Annotated in this window: 20 protein-coding genes; 6 read left to right on the plus strand and 14 right to left on the minus strand. The window is 67.8% G+C overall.

All coding sequences use genetic code 11. The features are described 5' to 3' along the window. Positions 1 to 450: 450 nt before the first annotated feature. The 3 genes from F0U60_RS13980 to ligA are packed head-to-tail and all read right to left on the minus strand — an operon-like array spanning position 451 to position 3,225. Complete coding sequence (locus tag F0U60_RS13980; protein WP_203402541.1) at positions 451 to 900, minus strand: DUF3052 family protein; 450 nt, start codon at positions 898 to 900, stop codon at positions 451 to 453. Beyond that, positions 897 to 1,181: an acylphosphatase gene (locus F0U60_RS13985; RefSeq protein WP_203402542.1), complete on the minus strand. Its 285-nt coding sequence runs from the start codon at positions 1,179 to 1,181 to the stop codon at positions 897 to 899. Before F0U60_RS13985 ends, F0U60_RS13980 begins: the two co-directional genes overlap by 4 nt. A gap of 16 nt (positions 1,182 to 1,197) precedes the next feature. Continuing rightward, positions 1,198 to 3,225, minus strand: a complete 2,028-nt coding sequence (ligA, locus tag F0U60_RS13990) for an NAD-dependent DNA ligase LigA (RefSeq protein WP_395819242.1) — start codon at positions 3,223 to 3,225, stop codon at positions 1,198 to 1,200. A 308-nt stretch (positions 3,226 to 3,533) separates the two neighbouring features. Between ligA and rho the strand changes: the two genes are divergently transcribed. Further along, positions 3,534 to 5,159, plus strand: a complete 1,626-nt coding sequence (gene rho / locus F0U60_RS13995) for a transcription termination factor Rho (protein ID WP_395819245.1) — start codon at positions 3,534 to 3,536, stop codon at positions 5,157 to 5,159. Positions 5,160 to 5,181: 22 nt separating this feature from the next. Next, positions 5,182 to 5,496, plus strand: a complete 315-nt coding sequence (locus F0U60_RS14000) for a hypothetical protein (RefSeq protein ID WP_395819248.1) — start codon at positions 5,182 to 5,184, stop codon at positions 5,494 to 5,496. A gap of 24 nt (positions 5,497 to 5,520) precedes the next feature. Here F0U60_RS14000 and F0U60_RS14005 read toward each other — a convergent pair whose 3' ends face one another. Genes F0U60_RS14005 through F0U60_RS14015 form a run of 3 tightly spaced genes read right to left on the minus strand, consistent with a single transcriptional unit; the run spans position 5,521 to position 7,959 of the window. After that, positions 5,521 to 6,705, minus strand: coding sequence for an AI-2E family transporter (locus tag F0U60_RS14005; protein WP_395819251.1), 1,185 nt, complete (start codon positions 6,703 to 6,705; stop codon positions 5,521 to 5,523). A gap of 32 nt (positions 6,706 to 6,737) precedes the next feature. Continuing rightward, positions 6,738 to 7,196 (minus strand): hypothetical protein, encoded by a 459-nt coding sequence (locus F0U60_RS14010; RefSeq protein ID WP_395819253.1) that lies wholly within the window; start codon positions 7,194 to 7,196, stop codon positions 6,738 to 6,740. A gap of 25 nt (positions 7,197 to 7,221) precedes the next feature. Continuing rightward, positions 7,222 to 7,959 (minus strand): glutamine amidotransferase, encoded by a 738-nt coding sequence (locus F0U60_RS14015; RefSeq protein ID WP_395819256.1) that lies wholly within the window; start codon positions 7,957 to 7,959, stop codon positions 7,222 to 7,224. Positions 7,960 to 8,203: 244 nt separating this feature from the next. Between F0U60_RS14015 and F0U60_RS14020 the strand changes: the two genes are divergently transcribed. From F0U60_RS14020 to F0U60_RS14030, 3 genes are all read left to right on the plus strand, one after another. Next, positions 8,204 to 9,664: a glutamine synthetase family protein gene (locus F0U60_RS14020; RefSeq protein WP_395819259.1), complete on the plus strand. Its 1,461-nt coding sequence runs from the start codon at positions 8,204 to 8,206 to the stop codon at positions 9,662 to 9,664. 9 nt (positions 9,665 to 9,673) lie between these two features. Continuing rightward, positions 9,674 to 10,858 (plus strand): iron-containing alcohol dehydrogenase, encoded by a 1,185-nt coding sequence (locus F0U60_RS14025; protein ID WP_395819263.1) that lies wholly within the window; start codon positions 9,674 to 9,676, stop codon positions 10,856 to 10,858. A 122-nt stretch (positions 10,859 to 10,980) separates the two neighbouring features. Then, positions 10,981 to 13,209 (plus strand): ATP-binding protein, encoded by a 2,229-nt coding sequence (locus F0U60_RS14030; RefSeq protein ID WP_395819268.1) that lies wholly within the window; start codon positions 10,981 to 10,983, stop codon positions 13,207 to 13,209. Between the two features lie 75 nt (positions 13,210 to 13,284). On the opposite strand, the gene F0U60_RS14035 is transcribed toward F0U60_RS14030, so the two are convergent. The 5 genes from F0U60_RS14035 to F0U60_RS14055 form a co-directional block, all read right to left on the minus strand. After that, a complete protein-coding gene (locus F0U60_RS14035) occupies positions 13,285 to 13,902 on the minus strand; it encodes a hypothetical protein (protein WP_395819271.1) in 618 nt (205 codons plus the stop codon). A 131-nt stretch (positions 13,903 to 14,033) separates the two neighbouring features. Then, positions 14,034 to 15,866: an ArnT family glycosyltransferase gene (locus tag F0U60_RS14040; RefSeq protein WP_395819274.1), complete on the minus strand. Its 1,833-nt coding sequence runs from the start codon at positions 15,864 to 15,866 to the stop codon at positions 14,034 to 14,036. Then, complete coding sequence (locus F0U60_RS14045; RefSeq protein WP_395819277.1) at positions 15,863 to 16,825, minus strand: hypothetical protein; 963 nt, start codon at positions 16,823 to 16,825, stop codon at positions 15,863 to 15,865. The genes F0U60_RS14040 and F0U60_RS14045 overlap by 4 nt, the downstream gene beginning before the upstream one ends. Further along, positions 16,812 to 17,324 carry a hypothetical protein gene (locus F0U60_RS14050; protein WP_395819279.1) on the minus strand — a complete coding sequence of 171 codons (513 nt, stop codon included), beginning with the start codon at positions 17,322 to 17,324 and terminating at the stop codon, positions 16,812 to 16,814. Before F0U60_RS14050 ends, F0U60_RS14045 begins: the two co-directional genes overlap by 14 nt. A 25-nt stretch (positions 17,325 to 17,349) precedes the next feature. Beyond that, complete coding sequence (locus F0U60_RS14055) at positions 17,350 to 18,384, minus strand: CarD family transcriptional regulator (RefSeq protein WP_395819282.1); 1,035 nt, start codon at positions 18,382 to 18,384, stop codon at positions 17,350 to 17,352. A 234-nt stretch (positions 18,385 to 18,618) separates the two neighbouring features. On the opposite strand from F0U60_RS14055, the gene F0U60_RS14060 reads away from it, so the two are divergent. Further along, a complete protein-coding gene (locus F0U60_RS14060) occupies positions 18,619 to 19,443 on the plus strand; it encodes a hypothetical protein (RefSeq protein WP_395819284.1) in 825 nt (274 codons plus the stop codon). 9 nt (positions 19,444 to 19,452) lie between these two features. Here F0U60_RS14060 and F0U60_RS14065 read toward each other — a convergent pair whose 3' ends face one another. From F0U60_RS14065 to F0U60_RS14075, 3 genes are all read right to left on the minus strand, one after another. Continuing rightward, the gene (locus F0U60_RS14065) at positions 19,453 to 19,794 is read right to left on the minus strand and encodes a hypothetical protein (protein WP_395819287.1); all 342 of its coding nucleotides are present in this window, start codon (positions 19,792 to 19,794) and stop codon (positions 19,453 to 19,455) included. Positions 19,795 to 19,920: 126 nt separating this feature from the next. Continuing rightward, entirely contained in the window at positions 19,921 to 20,643 is a 723-nt protein-coding gene (locus F0U60_RS14070) for a PilZ domain-containing protein (protein WP_395819289.1), read from the minus strand. A gap of 108 nt (positions 20,644 to 20,751) precedes the next feature. Beyond that, on the minus strand, positions 20,752 to 21,354 hold the full coding sequence (locus tag F0U60_RS14075; protein WP_395819293.1) for a hypothetical protein: 603 nt from the start codon (positions 21,352 to 21,354) through the stop codon (positions 20,752 to 20,754). Between the last annotated feature and the right edge of the window lie 92 nt (positions 21,355 to 21,446).

Here is a 21,446-nt window from a genome sequence, read left to right on the forward strand (position 1 = left end):
GCGGCCCCGTCTCTTCCGCGCACACGGGTGGAGGACGGCCCATGACCGAAGGGGCCGGGTGTCTCCGCGCGGGTGAGGGTTGAGGGGACCACGACCTGCTCCTCCGAGTTCATGTCGCCCCGCGATGGTCCGGCACCCTGCCGGGCGGGGACTTACTTCCAATCGAGCGTTCGAGGCCGCCCTGGCGCTCGTACCGCCCGGCCTCTTCCTTCCACACCCGGTCGGAGCCCATCCGCGGGCGCCTTGGGGGGGCGACAGAGGCCCGGTGCAGCCGGCGCGCCCTGGTATGCCGGGAACGCACCCGTCTCAAAATCTAGAATCCATGGACCCCAAACGCCCCACCCCTGGTGGAACGTCCCGAGCCCTGAAAACAGCAAAAGGTTTTCACGCCTGATACGACCTGTAAAGGCGAGACATGGAAAATGTCGGCCGTCTGTCAGCCTGGAGGGCCTAGGCTTGGGCCGTTGGCGCGCGTTTCCGGTTCTCCGGTTTGTCCAGCCGGCCGCCCCTTGGGCGGCGCACCAGGCGCAGGCCGGTCCACGTGCTGTCGATGATGCAGATCTTGTTGTCCACCAGCCCGATGTCGAGCGCGGCCTGGCGGATGAAGTCCTCGGAGAGGGCCGTCTTGATGCCCTCGCCGCTGGGCCAGCACACCCAGATGCCCCCCGTGAGGGCCATGGCGCGCGAGAGGGCCGGCAGGCGCTGGACGAGCTCGTGGGCGTCCTGGGTGAAGAAGAGGATGACGTCCAGCCCCGTCTGGGCGGTGATGAGGAACTCCACCCCGTCAGGCAGGGGGTTGAGCCGCTGGACGAAGCCTCGGGGTGGGTTGATGACCGAGACCTTGCTGCCGGTCTTGATGCCGAGCATGGCCGGCAGAGAAGCCAGCGCGTAGGGAGTCATGAGCTGCGCTCCACGGTAAAGGTGCTGAACTCCCCGCGCGCCTCTGAGTCGGCGCGCTCCACTTCCGTTACCCGGGCCTGGGTGGGACCCCGGTGGCACCAGGCCACGAATGCGTCCAGGGCCTCCGCCGTACCCTCCGCCACCGCCTCCACGGAACCATCCGAGAGGTTGCGCACCCATCCCGTCAGTCCGAGACGCAGGGCCTCGGTGCGGGCGCTCTCCCTGTAGAACACCCCTTGCACCTTGCCTCGAATCCGGAGGCTTGCTCGCCGCCTGTCCATGGTGCGTGTCGTCCCCTTACCCTCTGGCGTCCGTCTGGAGCAGCTGCAGGAAGGCCTGCTCGTCCAGGATTCTTACTCCGAGTTCCTGGGCCTTCTTCAGCTTGCTACCGGCGTCCTCGCCCGCCACCACCATGTCCGTTTTCCGCGAGACACTTCCAGACACCTTGCCCCCCCGGCGTTCAATTTCCTCCTTCGCCTGGTCGCGGCTCATGCCGCTCATGCCTCCCGTGAGCACCACCGTCTTGCCGGCGAAGACGCCCGTCTTCACCACGCGGGGCGCGGCTGGTGCGACTCCCGCGGCGAGCAGCGCGTCAATGGCGTCGCGGTTCTGCGGCTCGTGGAAGAAGGCGTGGATGACCTGGGCCATGGTGGGGCCCACGTCCTTGACGCGGGTGATGTCCTCGAGGCTGGCCGCGTAGAGCTGGCGCACGTCCGGGAAGGCCTCGGCGAGCGTCTTGGCGGTGGCCTCGCCCACGTGGCGGATGCCGAGTGCGTAGAGGAAGCGGGGCTGGGTGGTCTGCTTGGAGCGCTCGATGTTGGCGAGCAGGTTGTCGGCGCTCTTCTCGCCCATGCGCTCCAGCTCCAGGAGCTTGCCCCGGGTGAGGTGGTAGAGGTCCGCGAAGGTCTTCACCAGCCCCGTCTCCACCAGCTGACCGGCCAGCTTCTCGCCCAGGCCGTCGATGTCCATGGCCGTGCGCGAGGCGAAGTGGCGCACCTTCTCCACCATCTGCGCGGGGCAGGTGGCGCCGGTGCAGCGGATGATGGCTCCCTCGTCGTCCTTCACGGCGGCCGCGTGGCAGACGGGACACTCGGTGGGGAAGACGAAGGGCTGGGTGTCCGCGGGCCGCTTGGACTCCACCACCTTCACAATCTCCGGGATGACGTCACCGGCACGGCGGATGAAGACGGTGTCGCCCTTGCGCACGTCCTTGCGGCGCAGCTCGTCCTCATTGTGCAGGGTGGCGCGGCTCACGGTGACGCCGCCCACCTTCACCGGCTTGAGGTGCGCCACCGGGGTGAGCGCGCCCGTGCGGCCCACGTACACCTGGATGTCCTCGACGAGCGTCGCCTCCTCCTCGGGCGGGAACTTGTAGGCCACCGCCCAGCGCGGGCTCTTCGAAATCTGCCCCAGCCGCTGGCGCAGGTCCTCCTCGTCCACCTTCACCACCATGCCGTCCACCTCGAAGGGCAGGGCGTGGCGGCCCTCGACGGACTGGCGGTACTGCTCGCGCACCCCCTCCACGCTCTCCACGCGCACGTACCGGTTCACCGGCAGCCCGAGCGACTTCAGGTACTCGAGCTTCTCCGTGTGCGAGCGGAAGGCAGGCACGCCCTCGCCCGGTACGCACTCGTACAGGTAGAGGGAGAGCGGGCGCGAGGCGGTGATGCGAGGATCCAACTGCCGCAGGCTGCCGGCAGCGGCGTTGCGCGGGTTGGCGAAGAGCGGCTCGCCCTCCTCCTCGCGCTTGTCGTTGAGCTTCTTGAAGTCTTTCTTGGAAATGAAGACCTCGCCTCGCACCTCGAGGCCGCCGGGCACCTTCACCCCGTCCTGGGGGAGCAGCTCCATGGGAAGGCTGCGGATGGTGCGCAGGTTGGCGCTGACGTCCTCGCCCTCGGTGCCGTCACCGCGGGTGGCGCCCCGGGCGAAGCGGCCGTGCTCGAAGTGCAGGGTGATGGCCAGGCCGTCGAGCTTGGGCTCGCACACATAGGCGACCTGCGCGAGACCCGTCTGGCGGCGGATCCGCTCGTCGAAATCGGAAAGCTCTTCGTCGTTGAAGACGTTTGCCAACGAGAGCATCGGGACGCGGTGGACCACCTTCTCGAACTTCTCAGCCGCGGCACCGCCCACTCGCTGGGTCGGCGAGTCCACGGTGATGAGGTCCGGGTGGCGGGACTCCAACTCTTGCAGCTCCCGCATGAGTCGGTCGTATTCCGCGTCGCTTACCTCCGGCGAGTCGAGCACGTAGTAGCGGTAGTTGTGGTGGGCTAGCTCCTTGCGGAGCTGCTCGATTCGGGTGGCGTCGGCGGTCTTCGAGGCGTTCACGGGTACGGGCTCGGCGGCTGGACTGAAAAAATCGGGGCGTCGGTTGCCTGGCTGGGCAGGTAGCGAGGATGCCTTGACAGCTCAGGAGGTGGTCAATAACCTCTTGCATCGGCTCATGAGGGCCGTTGTCGCACCCTCACGCGCCATCTCTTCCCAGCACAAGGTTCCACCACCCGCGAGGTCCCGGCAAGAAGGGATCCCGGGTGTCGCCCTGAGGGTGGTTCGCGTCCCGCGTACCCCACGGATATCTCCCACGACATTCTGTGCGCGCCCCCCCGGCGCCAGCTAGCACTCCCCCTCCTTCAATCATGGCTAAAGCCCGTTCCCCCAAAGAGAAGCTCCTGGATTCAGTCGTAGAAGTTGAAGAGAAGCCCAAGCGTCGGACGACGCGGGCCAAGGTCGTGGACCGGGACGACACCGAGAAGCCGTCGCGCCGCCGGACGACGAGCCGTCGGGAAGAGGACACCGAGTCTGAGTCCCTATCCGTTGCCGAGACGCCGCGCCCGGTGCTGACGCCGATCCCCTCTCATCCCGTGAGAGATGAAGAGTACCAGGAGGTCCGCGCGCACGAGGCGCATGAGGCTCACGAGGAAGAGCCCTCCGCGCAGCCCGCGGCTCCCGAGCCCACCGAGGCGCCCGTGGTCACCGAGGTGACGCGTGATGGCGCGCCCATGCAGGTCATCAAGCTCAATGACCTGAAGCGGATGAAGATCACCGACCTGGCGAAGATGGCCCACGACTTCGGCGTCGAGGGCTACCAGGGCCTGAAGAAGCAGGACCTCATCTTCTCGCTGCTGTCGGGCATCGCGGATAAGAAGTTTGAGGTGCACGCAGAAGGCGTGATGGAGCTGCTCAGCGACGGCTTCGGCTTCCTGCGCAGCGCGGACAGCGACTACCAGCCGAGCCCGGACGACATCTACGTATCGCCGTCGCAGGTGCGCCGCTTCAACCTGCGCCCGGGCGACACGGTGACGGGCCCCATCCGTCAGCCGCGCGAGGGCGAGCGCTTCTTCGCGCTGCAGAAGGTGGACAAGGTCAACTTCGCGGACCCCCTGTCCGAGGCCACGCGCGAGCGCATCCTCTTCGACAACCTCACGCCGCTCTATCCGACCCGCAAGCTCAAGCTGGAGCACGAGGGCTCGGAGATGACGACGCGCATCATCGACCTGTTCTGCCCCATCGGCCTGGGCCAGCGCTGCCTGATTGTCGCGCCTCCGAAGGCCGGTAAGACGGTGCTGCTGCAGAACATCGCGCACGCCATCTCGAAGAACCACCCGGACGTCTACCTCATCGTGCTGCTCGTGGACGAGCGCCCCGAGGAAGTGACGGACATGGAGCGCAACGTGCGCGGCGAGGTGGTGAGCTCCACCTTCGACGAGCCGGCCACGCGTCACGTGCAGGTGGCGGAGATGGTCATCGACAAGGCCAAGCGCCTGGTCGAGCAGAAGTACGACGTGTGCATCCTCCTGGACTCCATCACCCGTCTGGCCCGCGCCTACAACACGGTGGTACCGGCCTCGGGCAAGATTCTGTCCGGTGGTGTGGACGCCAACGCGCTGCACAAGCCCAAGCGCTTCTTCGGCGCCGCGCGCAACATCGAGGAGGGCGGCAGCCTCACCATCATCGGCACCGCGCTCATCGACACCGGCAGCCGCATGGACGAGGTCATCTTCGAGGAGTTCAAGGGCACCGGTAACTCGGAAATCGTCCTGGACCGCAAGCTGATGGAGAAGCGCATCTTCCCGACGCTGGACATCAACAAGTCCGGTACGCGCAAGGAGGAGCTGCTCCTCACGCCCGCGGACCTCATCCGCATCACCGCGCTTCGTCAGGTACTGCACCCCTTCACGCCGATCGACGCGATGGAATTCGTGCTCAAGCATATGCGTCCGACCGCGTCGAACGCCGAATTCCTCGGCTCGATGAACCGGTAGGACCGGTAGGGGAGTACGACATATGCGCCGCACCCGCTCTGTTTCCTTCGCCGCCCTCGTGTTGGGGGCGGTGCTCGCGATGACCACCGGGTGCGGCCCGGTCGAACAGGACTTCGGTGACAGCCCGGCACCGTTGTCCAACCGCATCTGCTACACGGACGCGGATTGCACGGGCAACGCCTGCTGCGGCCTGGGCACCAACCCCACCCACGTGCTGGACGGACCCAACTGCAGCGGCGTGCGGTGTACGGGGGACTGCCCGGTGGATCGCATCGACTGCGGGCGCTGCTACGTCTTCTGCCGGGACTCGCGCTGCGAGGCCGCCTGCCAGGGCTGAGCTCGCGCCTTCTCCGTCGGCGGCCTACTTCGGCTGCTCCAGCTTCACCTCGCTCAACGAGGGCTGGGCCTTGATGCGGGCGTAGTCGAAGCAGGCCACCACGATGGAGGCCACCGGCACCGCGAAGAGCGCGCCCACCAGGCCAAACATCTTCTCTCCGGCAATCAGGCTGAAGGCCACGATGACCGGGTGGATGCGCGCCGCCGAGCCCATGATCTTCGGGTTGAGGAAGTACGCCTCCAGCGCGTGGATGCCGATGATCCACAGCAGGATGGCGAAGCCCTTCTGGAAGCCGTCCGCCAGCGCGATGAGCACGATGGGCACCGAGCTGAGGATGGTGCCGAAGATGGGGATGAGGCTGAAGACCGTGGCCACCGTGGCCAGCAGGAAGGCGAACTTCACTCCGAACAGCAGCAGCCCCAGGAGCGTGAGCGCGCCGTTGACGACGCAGATCGTCACCTGTCCGCGCACCACGCCAGACAGCGAGCGGTCAATGCGCTCGAGCAGCAGCTGCGCGTCGTTGCCGTACTCCACCGGCACCAGGCTGGTGAAGTAGCGCACGATGGCGTGCGCATCGATGGAGAAGAACGCCGCCACCATCAGGATGAAGAACATCATGAACACGCCGGCAACCACCGACGTGATGATGTTGCGCGACACGGTGACGATGTCGCCCATGTGATCGCGCGTGAGGGACGTCAGGCTCGCGGCGATGTCCTGGATCGTCTTCTCCAGATTCAACGACAGGCCCGAGGTGGGCACGCCGTTGCGGATGTCCTCGGGCGTGGCGATGGCCACCGGGATGCCGTTGGCGCGCAGCCAGTCTTCGGCGCGGTCGGCGAGCACGTGCACGCGCTCGGGCGTGAGCGAGTTGAGGAACGTCACCCCATCCCGGCTGATGCGGGCCATCTCGCTGTAGAGCTGCGGCACCATGGCGATGAAGAACAGGTACACCGCCAGGAAGAAGAGGGCGTAGATGAGCAGGATGCCCACCCAGCGCGGCAGGTACCGGCCTCGCACCTGGACGCGGGTGAGGCGCGTCACCAGCGGGTGCACCAGGTAGGCGATCAGCGCGGCGCTCGCGAAGGGCAGCAGCACCGAGTGGAACAGGGCCAGGATGACGGCGACGGTCAGCCACAACCCCGCGAGGATGTAGAGACGCTTGCGGCGTTGTTCCGCCGGAATTTCGAGCTCGTGGGGCTGGAGCATGGCGCGGCTTATGGCAGAGGGACCGTTCGGTCTCAAGAGATGGGCGTCTGGACCACCCGCATACGGGCCTCCAGGCGGTCGAGGCATTGCAGCATGAGTCGGCGGTTGACGCGACCGTCCGTGGACTCACCGAGGCCCAGCATCTGGTCGACGATCCACCGGTTCAGGAAGAGCAGGGTGAGCCGGTCGGTCGGCGCCAGGCCCCGCTCCAGGTAGCGCTTGTTGCGCATGTAGTCGTCGTAGGCGTCGTGCTCCCGGGCCAGCTCCCAGCGCGACAGCCGCAGCGCCTCGTCATACACGGCGCGGGCCGGGCGCGGGGTCGGCTCGGTGAAGAGGGCGGCATACTGCCCTCCTACCTCGAGATCGAGCTCCTGCACGGGCGGCGGCCACTGCTGGAGATCCTTCGCCAGCAGCTTCGCCACCTCCTCGAGGAGGTGATCCATGAGCGGGACGGGCTTCGTCTCGAAGAGGTAGTCCCAACGCGAGGCCATGGTGACTACCTACCCCAGCCTCGCCTCAGGTGAAACGCTCCACGAAGTTCCGCAGGATGCGTTGCCCGGCGGGCGAGGGAGCAATCCCCGCCAGGAGCCGGGGCACCCGCTCTCCGGGTGCGTGGCCCCGGTGGATTGCTTCGTCCTCCAACTTTTCGGCTCGGGCGAGAATGAGGGCGCGCATGGCGGCCGGGTGGACCTCGGGGTGGAACTGCACACCCCGGATGTGGGGCCCGAAGGCGAGGGCCTGCACGGAGGAGTGCGCGTTGCCCGCGAGCACGGTCGCATGGGGCGGGGGCTCCAGGACGCTGTCCTCGTGGGTGGCCTGGACGGTGAAGCGCTCGGGCAATCCATGGAAGAGCGGATCCTCACGTCCCGCCTCGCTCAAGGAGACCTGGACGGTGCCGATCTCCCGCCCCTGTGTGTTGCGCACCACACGGGCGCCGTGGGCATGCGCGAGCAGTTGGTGCCCGAAGCACACCCCGAGCACCGGCACGCCCTGGGCCGCTGCGCCCAGCATGAAGTCCGCGGCGTGCTCCATCCACGGCTCCCACTGCGTCACCGAGGCGGGGGAGCCGGTCATCATCACCGCGTCGTAGCCCGCGGCGTTGGCCGGTAGCTGAGCACCCCGGTGCACGTGGAGGATGTCGAACCGGCAGCCGTCCGGCCCCAGCGACTCGACGAACCAGTGCTCGTAATCACCGACGCTCAGTTTCACGGAGGGGGCCGCGTCACCAGCTTTCAACAGCAGAACGTTCTTCATTGCTCCTCTCGGTGGGTCGGGTTGCCGCAGCGAATACCGGTCCCTAGCTTCGGCTGCCGCTTCATGTTGACGCCCGCACGTCCGGGGCACGTCCGCGGTTTCCGAGGTGTCTTCATGACCGACGCTCGCTTGCTCTCTTCCCAACTGCCGGCGCTCAAGTTGTTCATCGATGGCCGGCCTGTGGACCCCTGAGGAAAGGCCAGGCGCGGTCATGGGTGTCAGGCGAAGGAGGAGGAGGAGGCCAATGGCGAACCGTTCCAAGGCGAAGGTCATCACCCTACCGGCGCCCGCGGGCAGGCGCTCGCGTGCGAAGGAGAGGGATCGCGGCAATGTCCGGCCGCTGCGCGAGCCCTCGGACGTGGATGTGCTGCACAAGTGGCTCGATGAGAAGGGGGTCCGCCAGGTGAAGATCGGCGGGGTGGACGTGGACGGCGTCTGGCGCGGCAAGTACGTGTCCGTGGAGAAGTTCCTCTCCGCGTGCAAGGGCGGGCTCGGCTTCTGTGATGTGGTGTTCGGCTGGGACATCAAGGACGAGCTGCTCGACAACACGCGCGTGACGGGCTGGCATACCGGCTACCCGGACGGGCAGGCCCGGGTGGATATGTCCACGGGGCGCATCATCCCCTGGGAGCCGGACACGGCGGCCTTCCTCCTGGACTTCGTCAACCCGGACGGCTCGCCCTTCGAGCCGAGCCCCCGTCAGCTCCTGCAGAAGGTTGGCGCTCGGGCGCGGGAGATGGGCTTCCTGCCCAAGTTCGGTGCCGAGTACGAGTTCTTCATCTTCAAGGAGACACCCCAGTCGCTGAAGGAGAAGGGCTACGAGCGCCTGACGCCGCTGACGCCGGGAATGTTCGGCTACTCGTGGCTGCGCACGTCGCTCAACGCGCCGCTGGTGCACGCCATCATCGACGGGTGCCGGGACTTCGGGCTGGAGCTGGAGGGCTTCCACACCGAGACGGGCCCGGGCGTCTTCGAGGCCGCCATCCGCTATGACGACTTGGAGAGGGCCGCGGACAAGGCGGCGCTCTTCAAGACGGTGGTGAAGGAGATCTGCTCGCGGCACGGACTCACGGCCTGCTTCATGGCCAAGGTGAACGAGAAGCTGCCGGGGTGCTCGGGGCACATCCACCAGTCGCTGTGGTCGCTCAAGAGCCACGAGAACGCCTTCTACGATCCCGAGTCCCGCGACGGCATGAGCCAGACGATGCGGCACTACATCGGCGGCGTGATGGCGCTGATGCCGGAGCTCACGGCGCTCTACTGGCCCACGGTGAACAGCTATAAGCGCAGCGTGGAGAACACGTGGGCGCCCGTGACGGCCACGTGGGGCCGGGAGAACCGCACCACGGCGGTGCGGGTCATCGGGGACAGCCCCAAGTCGATGCGCATCGAGTACCGCCAGACGGGCGCGGACATGAACGCGTACATCGGCATGGCGGCGAGCCTCGCCGCGGGCTTGTGGGGCATTGAGCACGAGGTGGAGCCCCCCGCGCCTGTTGCAGGCAACGGGTACTCGGCCGATGCGCCGCCGCTGCCGCGCTCGCTGAAGGAGGCGGTGACGCTCCTGAGTGGCTCGAAGCGGGCGAAGCTGATTCTGGGCGAGGAGTTCGTGGACCACTACGTGCGCACGCGCGACTGGGAAGCCCGGCAGTACGAGCGTGCTGTGACGAGCTGGGAGCTCGAGCGCTACATGGAGCTCATTTAGGAGGCACCGATGAAACCGTTCGATATGCCGAGCGAGCCACGCATCACCGAGATGTCCTGGCCCACGAAGATCGTCCTCGGAGCTGGTGCCCTGCAGCGGCTCCCCGCCCAGGTGGCGCGGCTGAACATGAAGCGCCCGCTGGTGGTGACGGACGCCGGCGTGGTGAAGGCCGGACTGGCCCAGCGCCTGTACGCCGTGCTGAAGGAGGCCGGCGTCTCCTTCGCGACCTTCGAGGAGGTGAAGCCGGACCCCACTGAGCGCGATGCCTTCGCGGGACTGGATGCCTACCGGGCGAACAAGTGCGACGGCATCATCGCGCTTGGCGGCGGCAGTCCACTGGACGCGGCGAAGCTGGTGCAGGTGCTCACCACGCACGAGCCCCCGCTGTCGCGCTACGACGACGCGACGGGCGGAGACCAGTACGTGCGCGACAACATGCCGCCGCTGATCGCCATCCCCACCACCGCGGGCACGGGCTCGGAGGTGAGCCGCTCGGGCGTGGCGACGCTCTCGGATACGGGGCGCAAGACGGTCATCTTCAGCCCGTTCCTCATGCCCAAGGCGGCCATCTGCGACCCCGAGCTGACGTTGGGGCTGCCCCCGGGGCCCACCGCGGCCACGGGCATGGATGCCTTCACGCACTGCCTGGAGGCCTACCTGTCCAACGGCTTCCACCCGCTCGCGGATGCCGTGGCCATCGACGGCATCGCCCGCGTGGCGCGCTCGCTGCCCAAGGTTGTGGCGGATGGGCGCGACCTGGTGGCCCGCACCGACATGATGGTCGCCGCCATGCAGGGCGCCATGGCCTTCCAGAAGGGGCTCGGGGCTTGCCACGCGCTGGCGCACGCGCTCACGCCTATCTCCAACGTGCACCACGGTCTGGCCAACGCCATCGTCCTGCCCGTGGTGATGGAGTTCAACCGCCCCGTCAGCACCGCGCGTCTGGCGCGCGTGGCCCTGGCCATGGGTGATAGCTCGAACGCACGTGAAGAGGTGCTCGCGGGCAATGCCATCGACCGGGTGCGCAAGCTGAACGCCACCATCGGCATTCCCTCACGCCTCCGTGACGCGGGCGTGCAGGAGAAGGACCTGCAGCGCATCGCGGAGAAGGCCTTCCAGGATGCCTCGCACCGCGGCAATCCGCGGCCGTGCTCCTTGGAGGAGCTGCTCGCAATGCTCCGCGAGTCGTTCTGAGTTCCCTCGGGGAAGTGGCCGATGGGGTGCGGACGTTACGCCATGAAGGGTGGAGGCTTGTCATGGCGTGGCGATCCAATCGGCTGGCAGTCGAGCTGTTGGTGGAGAGGTGACGCTCTCCTATGCGCCGGGTTCGGGTAGAACATTGGCTTCTTCTCCTCGCCGGGTTGGTTGTCCTGGCGGGAGGGACCCTGGTTCTCGGGAGCATCTTCCTCGAGGAGCGCAGCCTGGCGTCGCTCACCGAAGAGGAGCGGGCGTGGCTCTCGAGCCATGCCGACAGCATCGTGTTCGGGCCCTACACCACTTCCCCTCCGCTCTCCTTCATCGACGAGCAGGGGGAGTTCAGCGGGATTGCCGCGGACTACGCCCGGCTGATGGAAGAGAAGCTCGGCTTCAGGTTCCGCATGGCCCCTCCCGCGAGCATCGACACGCTGCTCCAGAACATGCGCGCGGGGCAGGTGGATGTCTCGGGCGGGCTGACCGCTACCCCCGCGCGCTCGGAATACCTCCTCTTCACCGAGCCCTACGTTCGCATCCCGACCCTCATCCTCGTGCGCCGGGGAACCTGGAAGACGCTCTCGCTGGAGGAGATGAAGGGGTTGCGGATCGCGGTTGGCAGGAACTTCGGGGTCCATGACTACCTGAATCAAGAGCATCCCGAGCTCCTGCTCGTCCCCGTTCCAGATGATCTCGAAGCCCTGATGCGCCTGTCGACCGGCGAGGTCGATGCGGTGATCTCCGATGCCGCCACCGCCTCCTTCCTGATGACCCAGGCGAACCTGGCGAACCTCCATGTGGCGGGAAGAATCCCCTTCGACTATTCGCTGGCGATGGCCGTCCGGCGCGACGAGCCGATCCTGCGCGACATCCTCCAGAAGGGCCTGGACCAGGTCTCCGAGCAGGAAAGGAAGAGCATCTGGCGACGTTGGGTCTACTCGTGGGAGCCACCGTTCTACGCCGAGCCCCTCTTCTGGCGGATCCTGGCGCTGCTGACCTTGGGCGTGGCACTGGTCGTTGGGACGATCATCACCTGGAACAGCGCGCTGAAGCGGCAGGTGCGAGCGCGAACCGCCGACCTCGCGGAAGCGCATCGGAACGTCACGTTCCTCGCGGAGGCGAGCGGCATCCTCTCCGAGACGCTCGATTACAGCGTGACGCTCTCCCGCCTGGGGGAGCTGTGTGTGAGCCGCCTCGCCGACTGGTGCCTCATTGACCTGGTGAAGGATGATCGGCTCGTCAGGCTCGCCGGGGCTCATGTCGACCCCACGAAGCGGCCTCTGCTCGACACACTCACCGAGCGCTACCCGCTCCGGGTGGGAAGCCGCTTACCCGCCAGCGAGGTGCTTCGGACCCACCAGCCGCTCCTCTTCCCCGAGTTGTCGGAGGCCGGCATTCGTGCCACCACGGAGGACGAGGAGCATGCCCGGCTCCTGCTCTCGCTCGGAACCCGGAGCGCCATCATGGTGCCGCTCATCTCACGAGGACACATGCTCGGGGTGCTCAGTCTGGTCTCAGGCCCCGCTCGAAGGCGTTATGGGGAGACGGAGCTTGAGCTGGCGCAGGAGGTGGCTCGCCGCGCCTCCATCGCCTACGACAATGCCAGGCTGTATCAGCAAGCCCAGGAGGCCATTCGTATCCGGGATGCCTTCCTTCTGGTGGCTGCCCACGAGCTCCGCACGCCCCTGACGTCCTTGAAGCTCCGCCTCGCGAGCCTTCACCGGAGGGTCGACTCTTCTCCGGAGCAGGGGGGGCGCACCGAGGTCCTCCTTTGCGAATTGCCTCGCATCGAGGCCCAGGCCGATCGGCTCCGTGCGCTCATCGAGCAGCTCCTCGACGTCTCACACCTCGGCGCGGGGCGTCTCGAGTTGGCGTGTGAGGAGGTCGATCTCTGCCAGGTGGTCCAGGAAGTGGTGGAGGACTCGCGCGAGCAACTGTCGCGCAGCGGTTCCCAGCTGGAGCTTCGGGTCGAGTGCCCCGCCCTCGGGTGGTGGGATCGGCTCCGGCTGGAACAGGTGGTCTCCAACCTTCTTGGTAATGCCATCAAGTTCGGCCAGGGAAAGCCGCTGGAGGTCCGGGTCGAGCCCGGGCCGGACGACAAGGTGCGGCTCGTCGTGCGGGACCAGGGCATCGGGTTGCCACGTGAAGCCACGGCTCGGATCTTCGAGAAGTTCGAGCGGGCTGTCTCCGAGCGTCACTATGGCGGGCTCGGGCTCGGGCTCTTCATTGCTCGACAGATCGTGGAGGCCCATGGGGGCTCCATCTTCGTCGAGAGCGCTCCCGGAGAGGGCTCGACGTTTACGGTGGTTCTTCCCCGGGGCAGGGGGCGGGGGTCCACTTCGTCTGCTGGGTGAACTCGAGTTCGCTGGGTGAACTCGAGTCCTCGGATACCCTCACCCCAGCCCTCTCCCGGAGGGAGAGGGGGTTGGTTACTTCGTGGGGGGCTCGGCCGGCGTCGTGCCGCTTCCGCTCGGCGGCGGGGCTTCCTTCGGCGCCGCTACGTCCTGCCCAGGCTCCTCCACCTCGGCCTCCGACTCCTCCGCCTGTCCTCCCTCGGTGATGTCCGTCGTGCCCACCACCGCGCCCGTCACCGGCTCGCCTCCCGGTTTCGGCGTGAACTCGAGCATCTCCACCGCCACCGCGCCCGGCAGCCGGAAGTCCATCGCCGTCAGCCGCTGCTTGTCCCTCAGGTCATACAGCTGCTGCGCCACCGAGCCCGCCTGGATGCGCTGGTCCGAGAAGAGGATGTACGCCCGGACCTTCCCCTCCTCAATCGGCACGCGGAAGCTCGAGTTGTAGATGCGCTTGCCCGCGTCGCATTTGATGGACCGGTTCTCGCGCGTCATCGTCAGCTGCCGGATGACGCCCTTCTCCGACACCGTGAAGAGCAGGCAGTAGGGGAGCTGCCCGTCCTTCGGGATGAACTCCACCGTGGAGCCGCTCACCGTCTTGAGCTCCGCGCGTGTTGGCACCGCGGACTTCTGCTCCTCCTGACAGCCCATCGCTCCCATCGCGACCACCGTCACGGCACATAGCCACCGAGTCATGTGTCCCTCCTGGAGACGTCAACCACGGTCGTCTCCCCAGCCTAGCCCGGAATCCGGGATTCCCACCCCGGGGGGCCCCTCGTCGTCTCCGCTTGAACAGTCTCCTGCTTTACTACGCACTGCGGCATGACTCAGCGTCGCTGGTAGACGACCACCTGCGGCGTCTCGTCCAGGTAGAGCCCCGTCACGGGCGTCCTCGTCCCGTACGCCTGCCAGAGCTCGAATTCGTACTCACGGAACTCCTGGTGGTACTGGTACGCCGCCACGTCTGAGTCGAAGAGTCCGCCTGGCCGCAGGTCGCTCCGCAGCATCCCGTTGCGCTGGTAGTCGCGGAACGAGTACCCGTTCACCTCGTGCAGGAAGACGCGTGCGTTGCGCGGTGCGTGCTCGTTGATCCACGGCAGCACCGCCGTCACGTTGCTCGACCAGAACTGGCGCTGCATCCCCAGCGACGCCGCGCCCGGCACGCCTCCCGCCAGCTCCGAGTAGAAGCTCGTCCCGTACGGGAACACGCGCACCAGGCCGATGAGCGCCGGCAGCATCAGCAGCGCGAAGACGGGGGCCGCCACCGCCGCCAGGGACAGCCCGGGCCAGCGGGTGCGCAGCCGCTCCACGAGCGCCTCGCAGCCCCGCGTCACCGCCACTCCCGCGAGGATTCCCAGGAACGGCATCGAGGGCAGCCAGTGCTTCACCCCGCCGAAGTGCGGCACGTTGGGGTGGCTGATGATGAGGATGGAGGCCACCGCGTGCACGCCCACCAGCACCTCGGCCATCGACGGCGCGCGCACGAGCGGGCGCGTGCGCTCGAAGAGGCTCAGCACCGTGCGTCCGGCGAGCACTCCCCAGCCCGTCACCATCGGAACGAAGAGGCTGGTGGGAACGGTGAGCGCCGTCTTCACCACCACGTACGCCAGGGGGAAGGGCGGCTCGCGCAGCAACTTGCCCAGGTAGAACCAGGCGTAGTGGTTGTGGGTGGCGTGGAAGTTCAGGTACCAGGCCGTCCGCTCCACCGGCGCGTGCCAGAGATAGGGCCAGTGCAGGTAGAAGAGGATGGGCCCGCACACCGCCATGGTCGCCATCGGCAGCAGGGCGAGCGCCGTGGGTGCATGCACCTGGTTCAGCACGTGCAGCATCCCCAGCGAGCCCACCGCCAGAATCACGAAGAGCAGCGTGTGCGGGCTGAGCAGGAAGAACTTCCGCTGGAAGCCCTCGGGCCCAAGGCTCACCACCAACAGGCCGTACAGCACCGCCACGGCAGCGAAGAGCCCCAGCACGCGCCACAGGCTGGCCCGGACTTCCGGCCGGCCCTCACTGGTGTCCCACGCGCGCCACAGCGCGAAGGGGGCGAGGACGAAGGGGAGGAAGAGCGCGTTGTGCTTCGTGCACAGCGCCAGGCCGAAGAAGATGCCGCACAGCACGCCCCAGTTCCTGTCCTCGAGCGCGCGCCAGAAGGCGTACACCACCAGCAGCCACATGGCCGCGATGGGCATGTCGAAGCAGGCCAGCTCCGCGTTGAAGTAGTGACGCGGCACCAGCAGGAAGGAGAGGGCGGCGAAGAGGCCCACGGTGCGGCCATACACCGCGCTGCCCATCAAGAAGGTGAGGGCGGGCACCAGCGCCGCCATGGCGAAGGCCGGCAGCCGGAAGGCCGCCGCCGAGCGCATCCACCCCAGCGTGTCGTGGAAGAGCAGGTGGGACAGCCCGAAGAGCACCTTCATCAGCACCGGGTGCTCGTGGTTGAAGTCCCAGGCGCGGACGATGGCCGTGTCAGTCAAGGCTCGCGCTGGGTCTCGGAAGAGCTGCTGGAACCAGCGTGCGTAGCTCTCGCCCGCGTGGAAGTAGACGCTCTCGTCGCGCGTGAAGCCCACCGCGGCCTCGGTGGCCCACAACGCTCCGAAGGCCAGAACCCACAGCCCCAGCGCCAGCCAGCGCTCGTCGCGCGTCGCGGCCCGGCCCGTCGTCATGTTCCCTCCCTCGAGACGACGGCTCCGTCTCCGAGCGCGAAGACGTCCAGGCACACCTGCCGCGAGTCCGCGTTGTCCGCCTGCACCCACACCTTCACGGTGCGCGCTTCACCTGGCGGCAGCACGCGCGAGGCCTTCAACACGCCTTCCAGGCCTGGAGGTTGGGCGATCTCCAGCAGGGGCGCGTGGCTGGCTGCGTCCTCCACGCCGAAGCGCGCGGTGCTCAGGTGCGGTGCGTGCGACCAGGCGTGCTCGAAGATGATGCCACCTTCGAGCCGCAGCTCCGTGCCCGCGGGCACTCCGTCGAACTCGGCCACCAGCCGCTGCTTTCCTCCCGGCGGGTGCATCCACAGGCAGCGGCGAGGCTGGAAGTGGATCTCCCTCCACTCAGGGGCCACGTACAGGTACGGCGGCCCAGGGCAGCGGTGCACGCGCCCGTCGAAGGGGCAGTCGTTGCGTGTGCCCTCCGGCGACTCCAGGTACACGCGGGCCTTCGCGTACGCTTCCGAGGCCACGAAGCGCCGAGGCCGGAAGCGGCCGTTCTCGTACAGCGTCAGCTCCAGGTTGCCCGCGCGGAGCGGGGCTCCCACGGCGGTGCGCTTGGGGAGGAAGGCGGCCCGGAAGCCCACTTCATCCGCGCGCGGCAGCTCCGGCTGACCCAGCACCCATACCCGGGGGTGCGCGCTCAGGTCGTCCTGGTCCGAGCCCAGGTAGCCGTACACTGGCAGCTCCGGCGGAATGTGGAGCCGGGCCTTCTCCGTCCACCACGGGAAGAGGAGCACCGCGTCGCCAGGACGGGCCTCGGCGCGCAGCCGCTCCACCACCGTGCGGTAGTCCGCGTCGGACGGGAAGCGGCCGGGGAGTCGGAGCTGGAAGACGAGGCAGGCGAGCGCGACGAGCACCAATCCCCCCAGCTCCACCAGGGGGAGGGCGCGCAGCAGGGTTCTAGGACTTCGCAAGGCGGAGCTTCTGCTCGCTCTTCTCGCGGCAGAAGGTGCAGAAGGTGGGCTCACCCTGGGCGAACGACGGCGTCCAGGGTGGATACATCGAGCAGCGCGGATCCAAGCAGTGGTGCAGGCCCCACAGGTGGCCAATCTGCTGCAGCGCGTTGCGGGCCACGGGCTTGAAGGACGCTTCGAGGTCCTTGTACCCGTGGGTGCTGATGATGGCCCGGTCCTTGTTGTACAGGGCGTAGCCGGTGGTGGGGCCCTTGCCGCCGCCCAGCTCGCGCTCCTTGAGCTTGCGCGAGGTAATGAAGAGGACCTTGTCGTCCTCGTAGGCCCTCACGCCCTTGATGTCCGAGAGCAGCTTCTCGGCATCCAGCGGCTCGGACATGCCCGCGGGCACCTCCACCTGGCCGGAGTGCTCGCTGCCCACGCCGAACGCTGTGTAGAGGGTCTGGCAGAGCTTCGCGAGCTGCTTTTCGTCGAAGGAATCCAGCGTCACGACGCGAATCACGGTGCGTCACCTCAAAAGGCGGGTGTCACTCATCGGCCTCGATGTCTTCATCGAGGTCGGCATCATCCCTCTCGGCCGCCTCGGTCTCGGGAGGCTTCGCCTTCGGCGGGCGACCGCGCTTCTTGGGTGCAGCGGCCTCGGCACCCTCGGGCTTGGGCTTGGGCGGACGGCCCCGCTTCTTGGGTGCAGCGGCCTCGGCGCCCTCGGGCTTGGGCTTGGGCGGACGGCCCCGCTTCTTGGGCGCAGCGGGAGCGGCCTCGGCACCCTCGGGCTTGGGCTTGGGCGGACGGCCCCGCTTCTTGGGCGCGGCGTCGCCACCTCCCTCGGCGGGCATGGCCGCGGCCTTCTTGCGAGCCTTGGGCTCCTCGCCCTCTTCGCCCTCCTCGTCACCCGCCTCCTCGGCGTTCTCCTCTTCCTCGGGGGGCGCCTCCTCCTCGTCCGGAGGCAGGTCCAGCTCGGTATCGAGCCCGATGAGGTCGGCATCCAGCCCGAGATCCTCGTCGCCCTCCTCGCGGGTCTTGAACTCGGCGGCGGTGCGCTTGGGGCGCTCGCGGCCGGGCGGGAAGAGGACCAGGTCAATGCTGTCCTCGGCGTTGCACTCGGAGACACCGAGCGCGGCGGCGATCTCGGACACGAGCAGGTGGCGCGCGTTGTCGTACAACTCGCGCTCCTTGGTGGGCAGCGGGCGCAGCTCGCTGAGCACCTGGAGTCCCTTGACTACCTCGGCCAGGCCCAACAGTCCGCCTTGCGCCATGCGGTCCTGGTTGGTCCGAGCGCGCAGCTTCCAATCCAGGTCCGCCTTGTCGCTGTCAGAGCGCAGGAAGTCGAAGACCTGGGTGACATCCGCGGGGCCCGCCACCTTGCGGACGCCGATGGATACCACCTTGGCCTGGGGCACCATCACCACCGCCCCATCCTCTTCCCGGCGCATGGTGACGAAGGTGAGCTTCTGTCCAGCCACCTCCTTGACGTCGATGGCAGAGACGCGGCAGACGCCCTGGTTGGGGTAGACCACCCGGTCGCCAACCGCGAGCTGAAGTGACGCGGAGCCTTCTGGCATGTCCCCCTCAGTGAACGCGAGAGCAGAGAGGGTCGTAGCATCAACCCTCTTCGGATGCCACGACTTACCAACGGTGGATGTCGGGTCTCCAGGGAATCAAGCATCCAACCAGGCGTGCCCTTCGGGGGCTGGAGGGGGAACAGAGGGCGTGTTTCCGCTACAGGACGTAACAGGTCCGTGCCGCCAGAAGTCCCGGGTGCCGCTTTGCACGGGTATCATTCGCCCTCGATGCGCATGAGAACGAAACGGAGCCTGCTGGCGGCCGCGGTGCTGTTCGTCGGTTGTAAGAAGGAGGACACACCGGTCGAGCCGCTCTCGTCGCTCACGCCTCCGCCGCTCCCGAAGCTCGTCGCGGCGGCGAGTGGTGATGGCTCACCGGAGGATGCGCGCTTCCAGGTGGCTCCGGCCGAGGTGTACGGCGAGCCCGTGCCCGCAAAGGCCCTGCGGGTGGGGCTGGCGGGAGAGTCCGTGCGGCTCGGCGAGGAGCGGTTCGCGCCCTCGCGCCCCGAGGACCAGGCCCGGCTGCGCGAGCGCGTGAAGGGGCAGGCGGTGCTGCTCGTGCCCGACGCGGACACGTTCCTCGCGCAGACGTCCGAGTTGCTCGCCGTCCTGCGCGAGTCCGCGAGCGAGGTCTGGCTGTTACACCCGGATGCGCCGGTCGCCTACGCGCTGGTGCTGCGCGATGAACAGGGCTTCCAGGCCTGGCTCGCCGAGGTGGCCCCCGGCAAGCTGCGCATCATTCAGCGCCAGGATGGCTTCGAGCTCACCACCAGCGTGGGGAAGCTGCCGGGGCCTGATGCCAACGGTCCTTCCGTTCCCGTGCGAGGTGGAAAACAGGACATCGCCACCCTGCGCACGGGGCTTGGGAAGCTGAAGGGGCGCTTCACCACGTCCGAGGACATCTGCCTTGTGCCGTCCTTTGGCATGGAGCTGGCCCAGGCCGCGCGGGCGCTCAGCGGGGTGTACGTGGCGCCCGGCGAGCCTCTCTTCGAGACGCTCTGCTTCGTCTACCCGACCCCCCGGGCTCCCGCCGTGGCCGGAGCACCGACGGGCCGATAGGGCGAGGGTTCAGCCCTCGACGATGCAGATGGAGTTGGGGTTGCCCTTGACGCCGCCCACGCAGCGGTAGCCGCTCCGGCAGTCGTCCGTCGACGTGCACTTGAGGAAGCAGGCCGATACGTCGTTGGAGGCTCCCTCGCTCACGCAGGTGCTGCCCGTGGGACAGGTCTCATCCTTACCGGGCACACAGGCCTGCGAGCAGTAGCCGCCCGGGGTGACATCTCGGTTGATGCAGATGCCCTTGTCGCCACAGTCCCCGTCCGTGGTGCAGGCGTCGCCCACCGTCGAGCCACAGCCCACGAGCCCCAGTCCCAGTACCACCACTCCCAGCACGTTCCAGCTCAGCTTCATGTCGTCACGTCCTCCGCGAGTCCGACTCGGTTGAGATGGGGCGGGCCTGTCGCGACCGCCGCCCTGGTGCACCGCGCCATATCCTGCTCGGTGCGGTGGTACAACTCTGGAGGCCGTGGAGCGGGCTCAGGGCATCCGCATCACCGCGTCCATGCCGAAGCAGATGCGGGCGCGCCAGGGTGGGGGAGGCATGGACTCCAGCGAGAGCAGCTTCTCCAGCCGCTCCACCGTGTCCGGGCGCAGGGTGCCGAAGTTGACGCCGAAGGTGGGCAGCACCTCGGGTCCACCGGCGGACGTCCACGCCACATCGCCGTGCAGCATGAGCGTCCCCAGCGTCAGCTCCATCTCCAGGAGGAAGGGCATGCCCACCTTCACCGAGGCCGGCAGCGCGGGCGCCTCCACCTCCAGGCCCACGCCTCCCCGCGACAGGTCGCGTACGAAGAAGGGCGGCGCGAAGGGCGTGTCCTCCTCCATGGCCGGCAGGTGCAGCGGGATGCGCGGGTAGCGGCGCAGCTTCTCGAACGCCTGCATGTCGAAGACGCGCTGCAGCACCGCGTCCAGTCCGCCCCGGTCCTGGCCTGGGTCGTACTTCACGGTGATCATGAAGCGCCCGTCGGGCTGCGGCGTCACCCGCACCACCTCGCCCACCACCTCCACGGGCGTGGACACTCCGGGGTTGTGCAGCTCGAACACGAAGCGCGTGCCCACCGGCATGCTCTTGCGCGTCTGCAGCGTCACGCCTCCGCGGCCGATGCTGCGCGTGTACTCGCTCAGCAGCGCCTCGGGCTTCTTGTAGGCCACCTTGAGGCGAACCTCGCCCTGGGCTCGGTTCGTGGCGGTCTGGCTCATGGCTGTGGTGCTCCCCTGGATGGACTCGGCGGATGGATCATAAGCCAAAAGCAAGGCCGGGCCTCCAAACTGGAAGTCCGGCCTCGAAAATACGGAGCGGGCGGGCGACTAGGCCTTGGGCAGCTCGCCAGCGGCGATGGCCACCGTCTCGTGGGAGTAGGTGAACTTGCCCTCCGAGGTCTCGATGGTGCCGTCCACCACCAGCTTTACGTTGCCGGTGTGGAGCGAGGTGGCGGCGAAGTCCATGTTCAGCTTCGCGTCGACGTCGATGAAGTCGGAGATCTCCCCGTCGATGGTCAGCCTGCCCTCCATGGAGATGGTGAACGCGCCGGCGGGGTACCGCGGGTCGAGGGTGAAGCCCAGGGCGGTCGCCATGGTGCCGTTGTACTCGTTCTGCCCGTCCTCGTTACAGGCGTCGTAGGTGATGCTGTAGCTCACCAGTCCGTCCAGCCGGGTGGCGCTCGCGTCCAGCTTCAGGCTCGCCGAGCCACCCTGGGCGCAGTCGGCGGTGAGGGTGAGGCTGGTGGCGCCGCTGGCCAGGGCCTTCTCCACCAGGGACTGCCCGGTCTTGCTGCCACGGCCCGCGGGCTGCGAGGCCTGGAAGGCCGCCTGGGCCGCGCCCTCCTTGCCTCCACCGAGCTTCGCGCCTCCACAGGCCGCCAGGCCCAGGGTCATCGCGGAGAGGATCGTCAGACGAGTGAAGCGGTTCATTCGTACACCTCTAATTCCAGGAAGTACCTCGCCCACCGGCCATGACGCGAGGCGTGAGAGGCCCCGCTGGGGCGCTCGGCGGCGGAGTTATG

Source organism: Archangium minus, assembly GCF_044360475.1.
Taxonomy (GTDB): domain Bacteria; phylum Myxococcota; class Myxococcia; order Myxococcales; family Myxococcaceae; genus Archangium; species Archangium minus.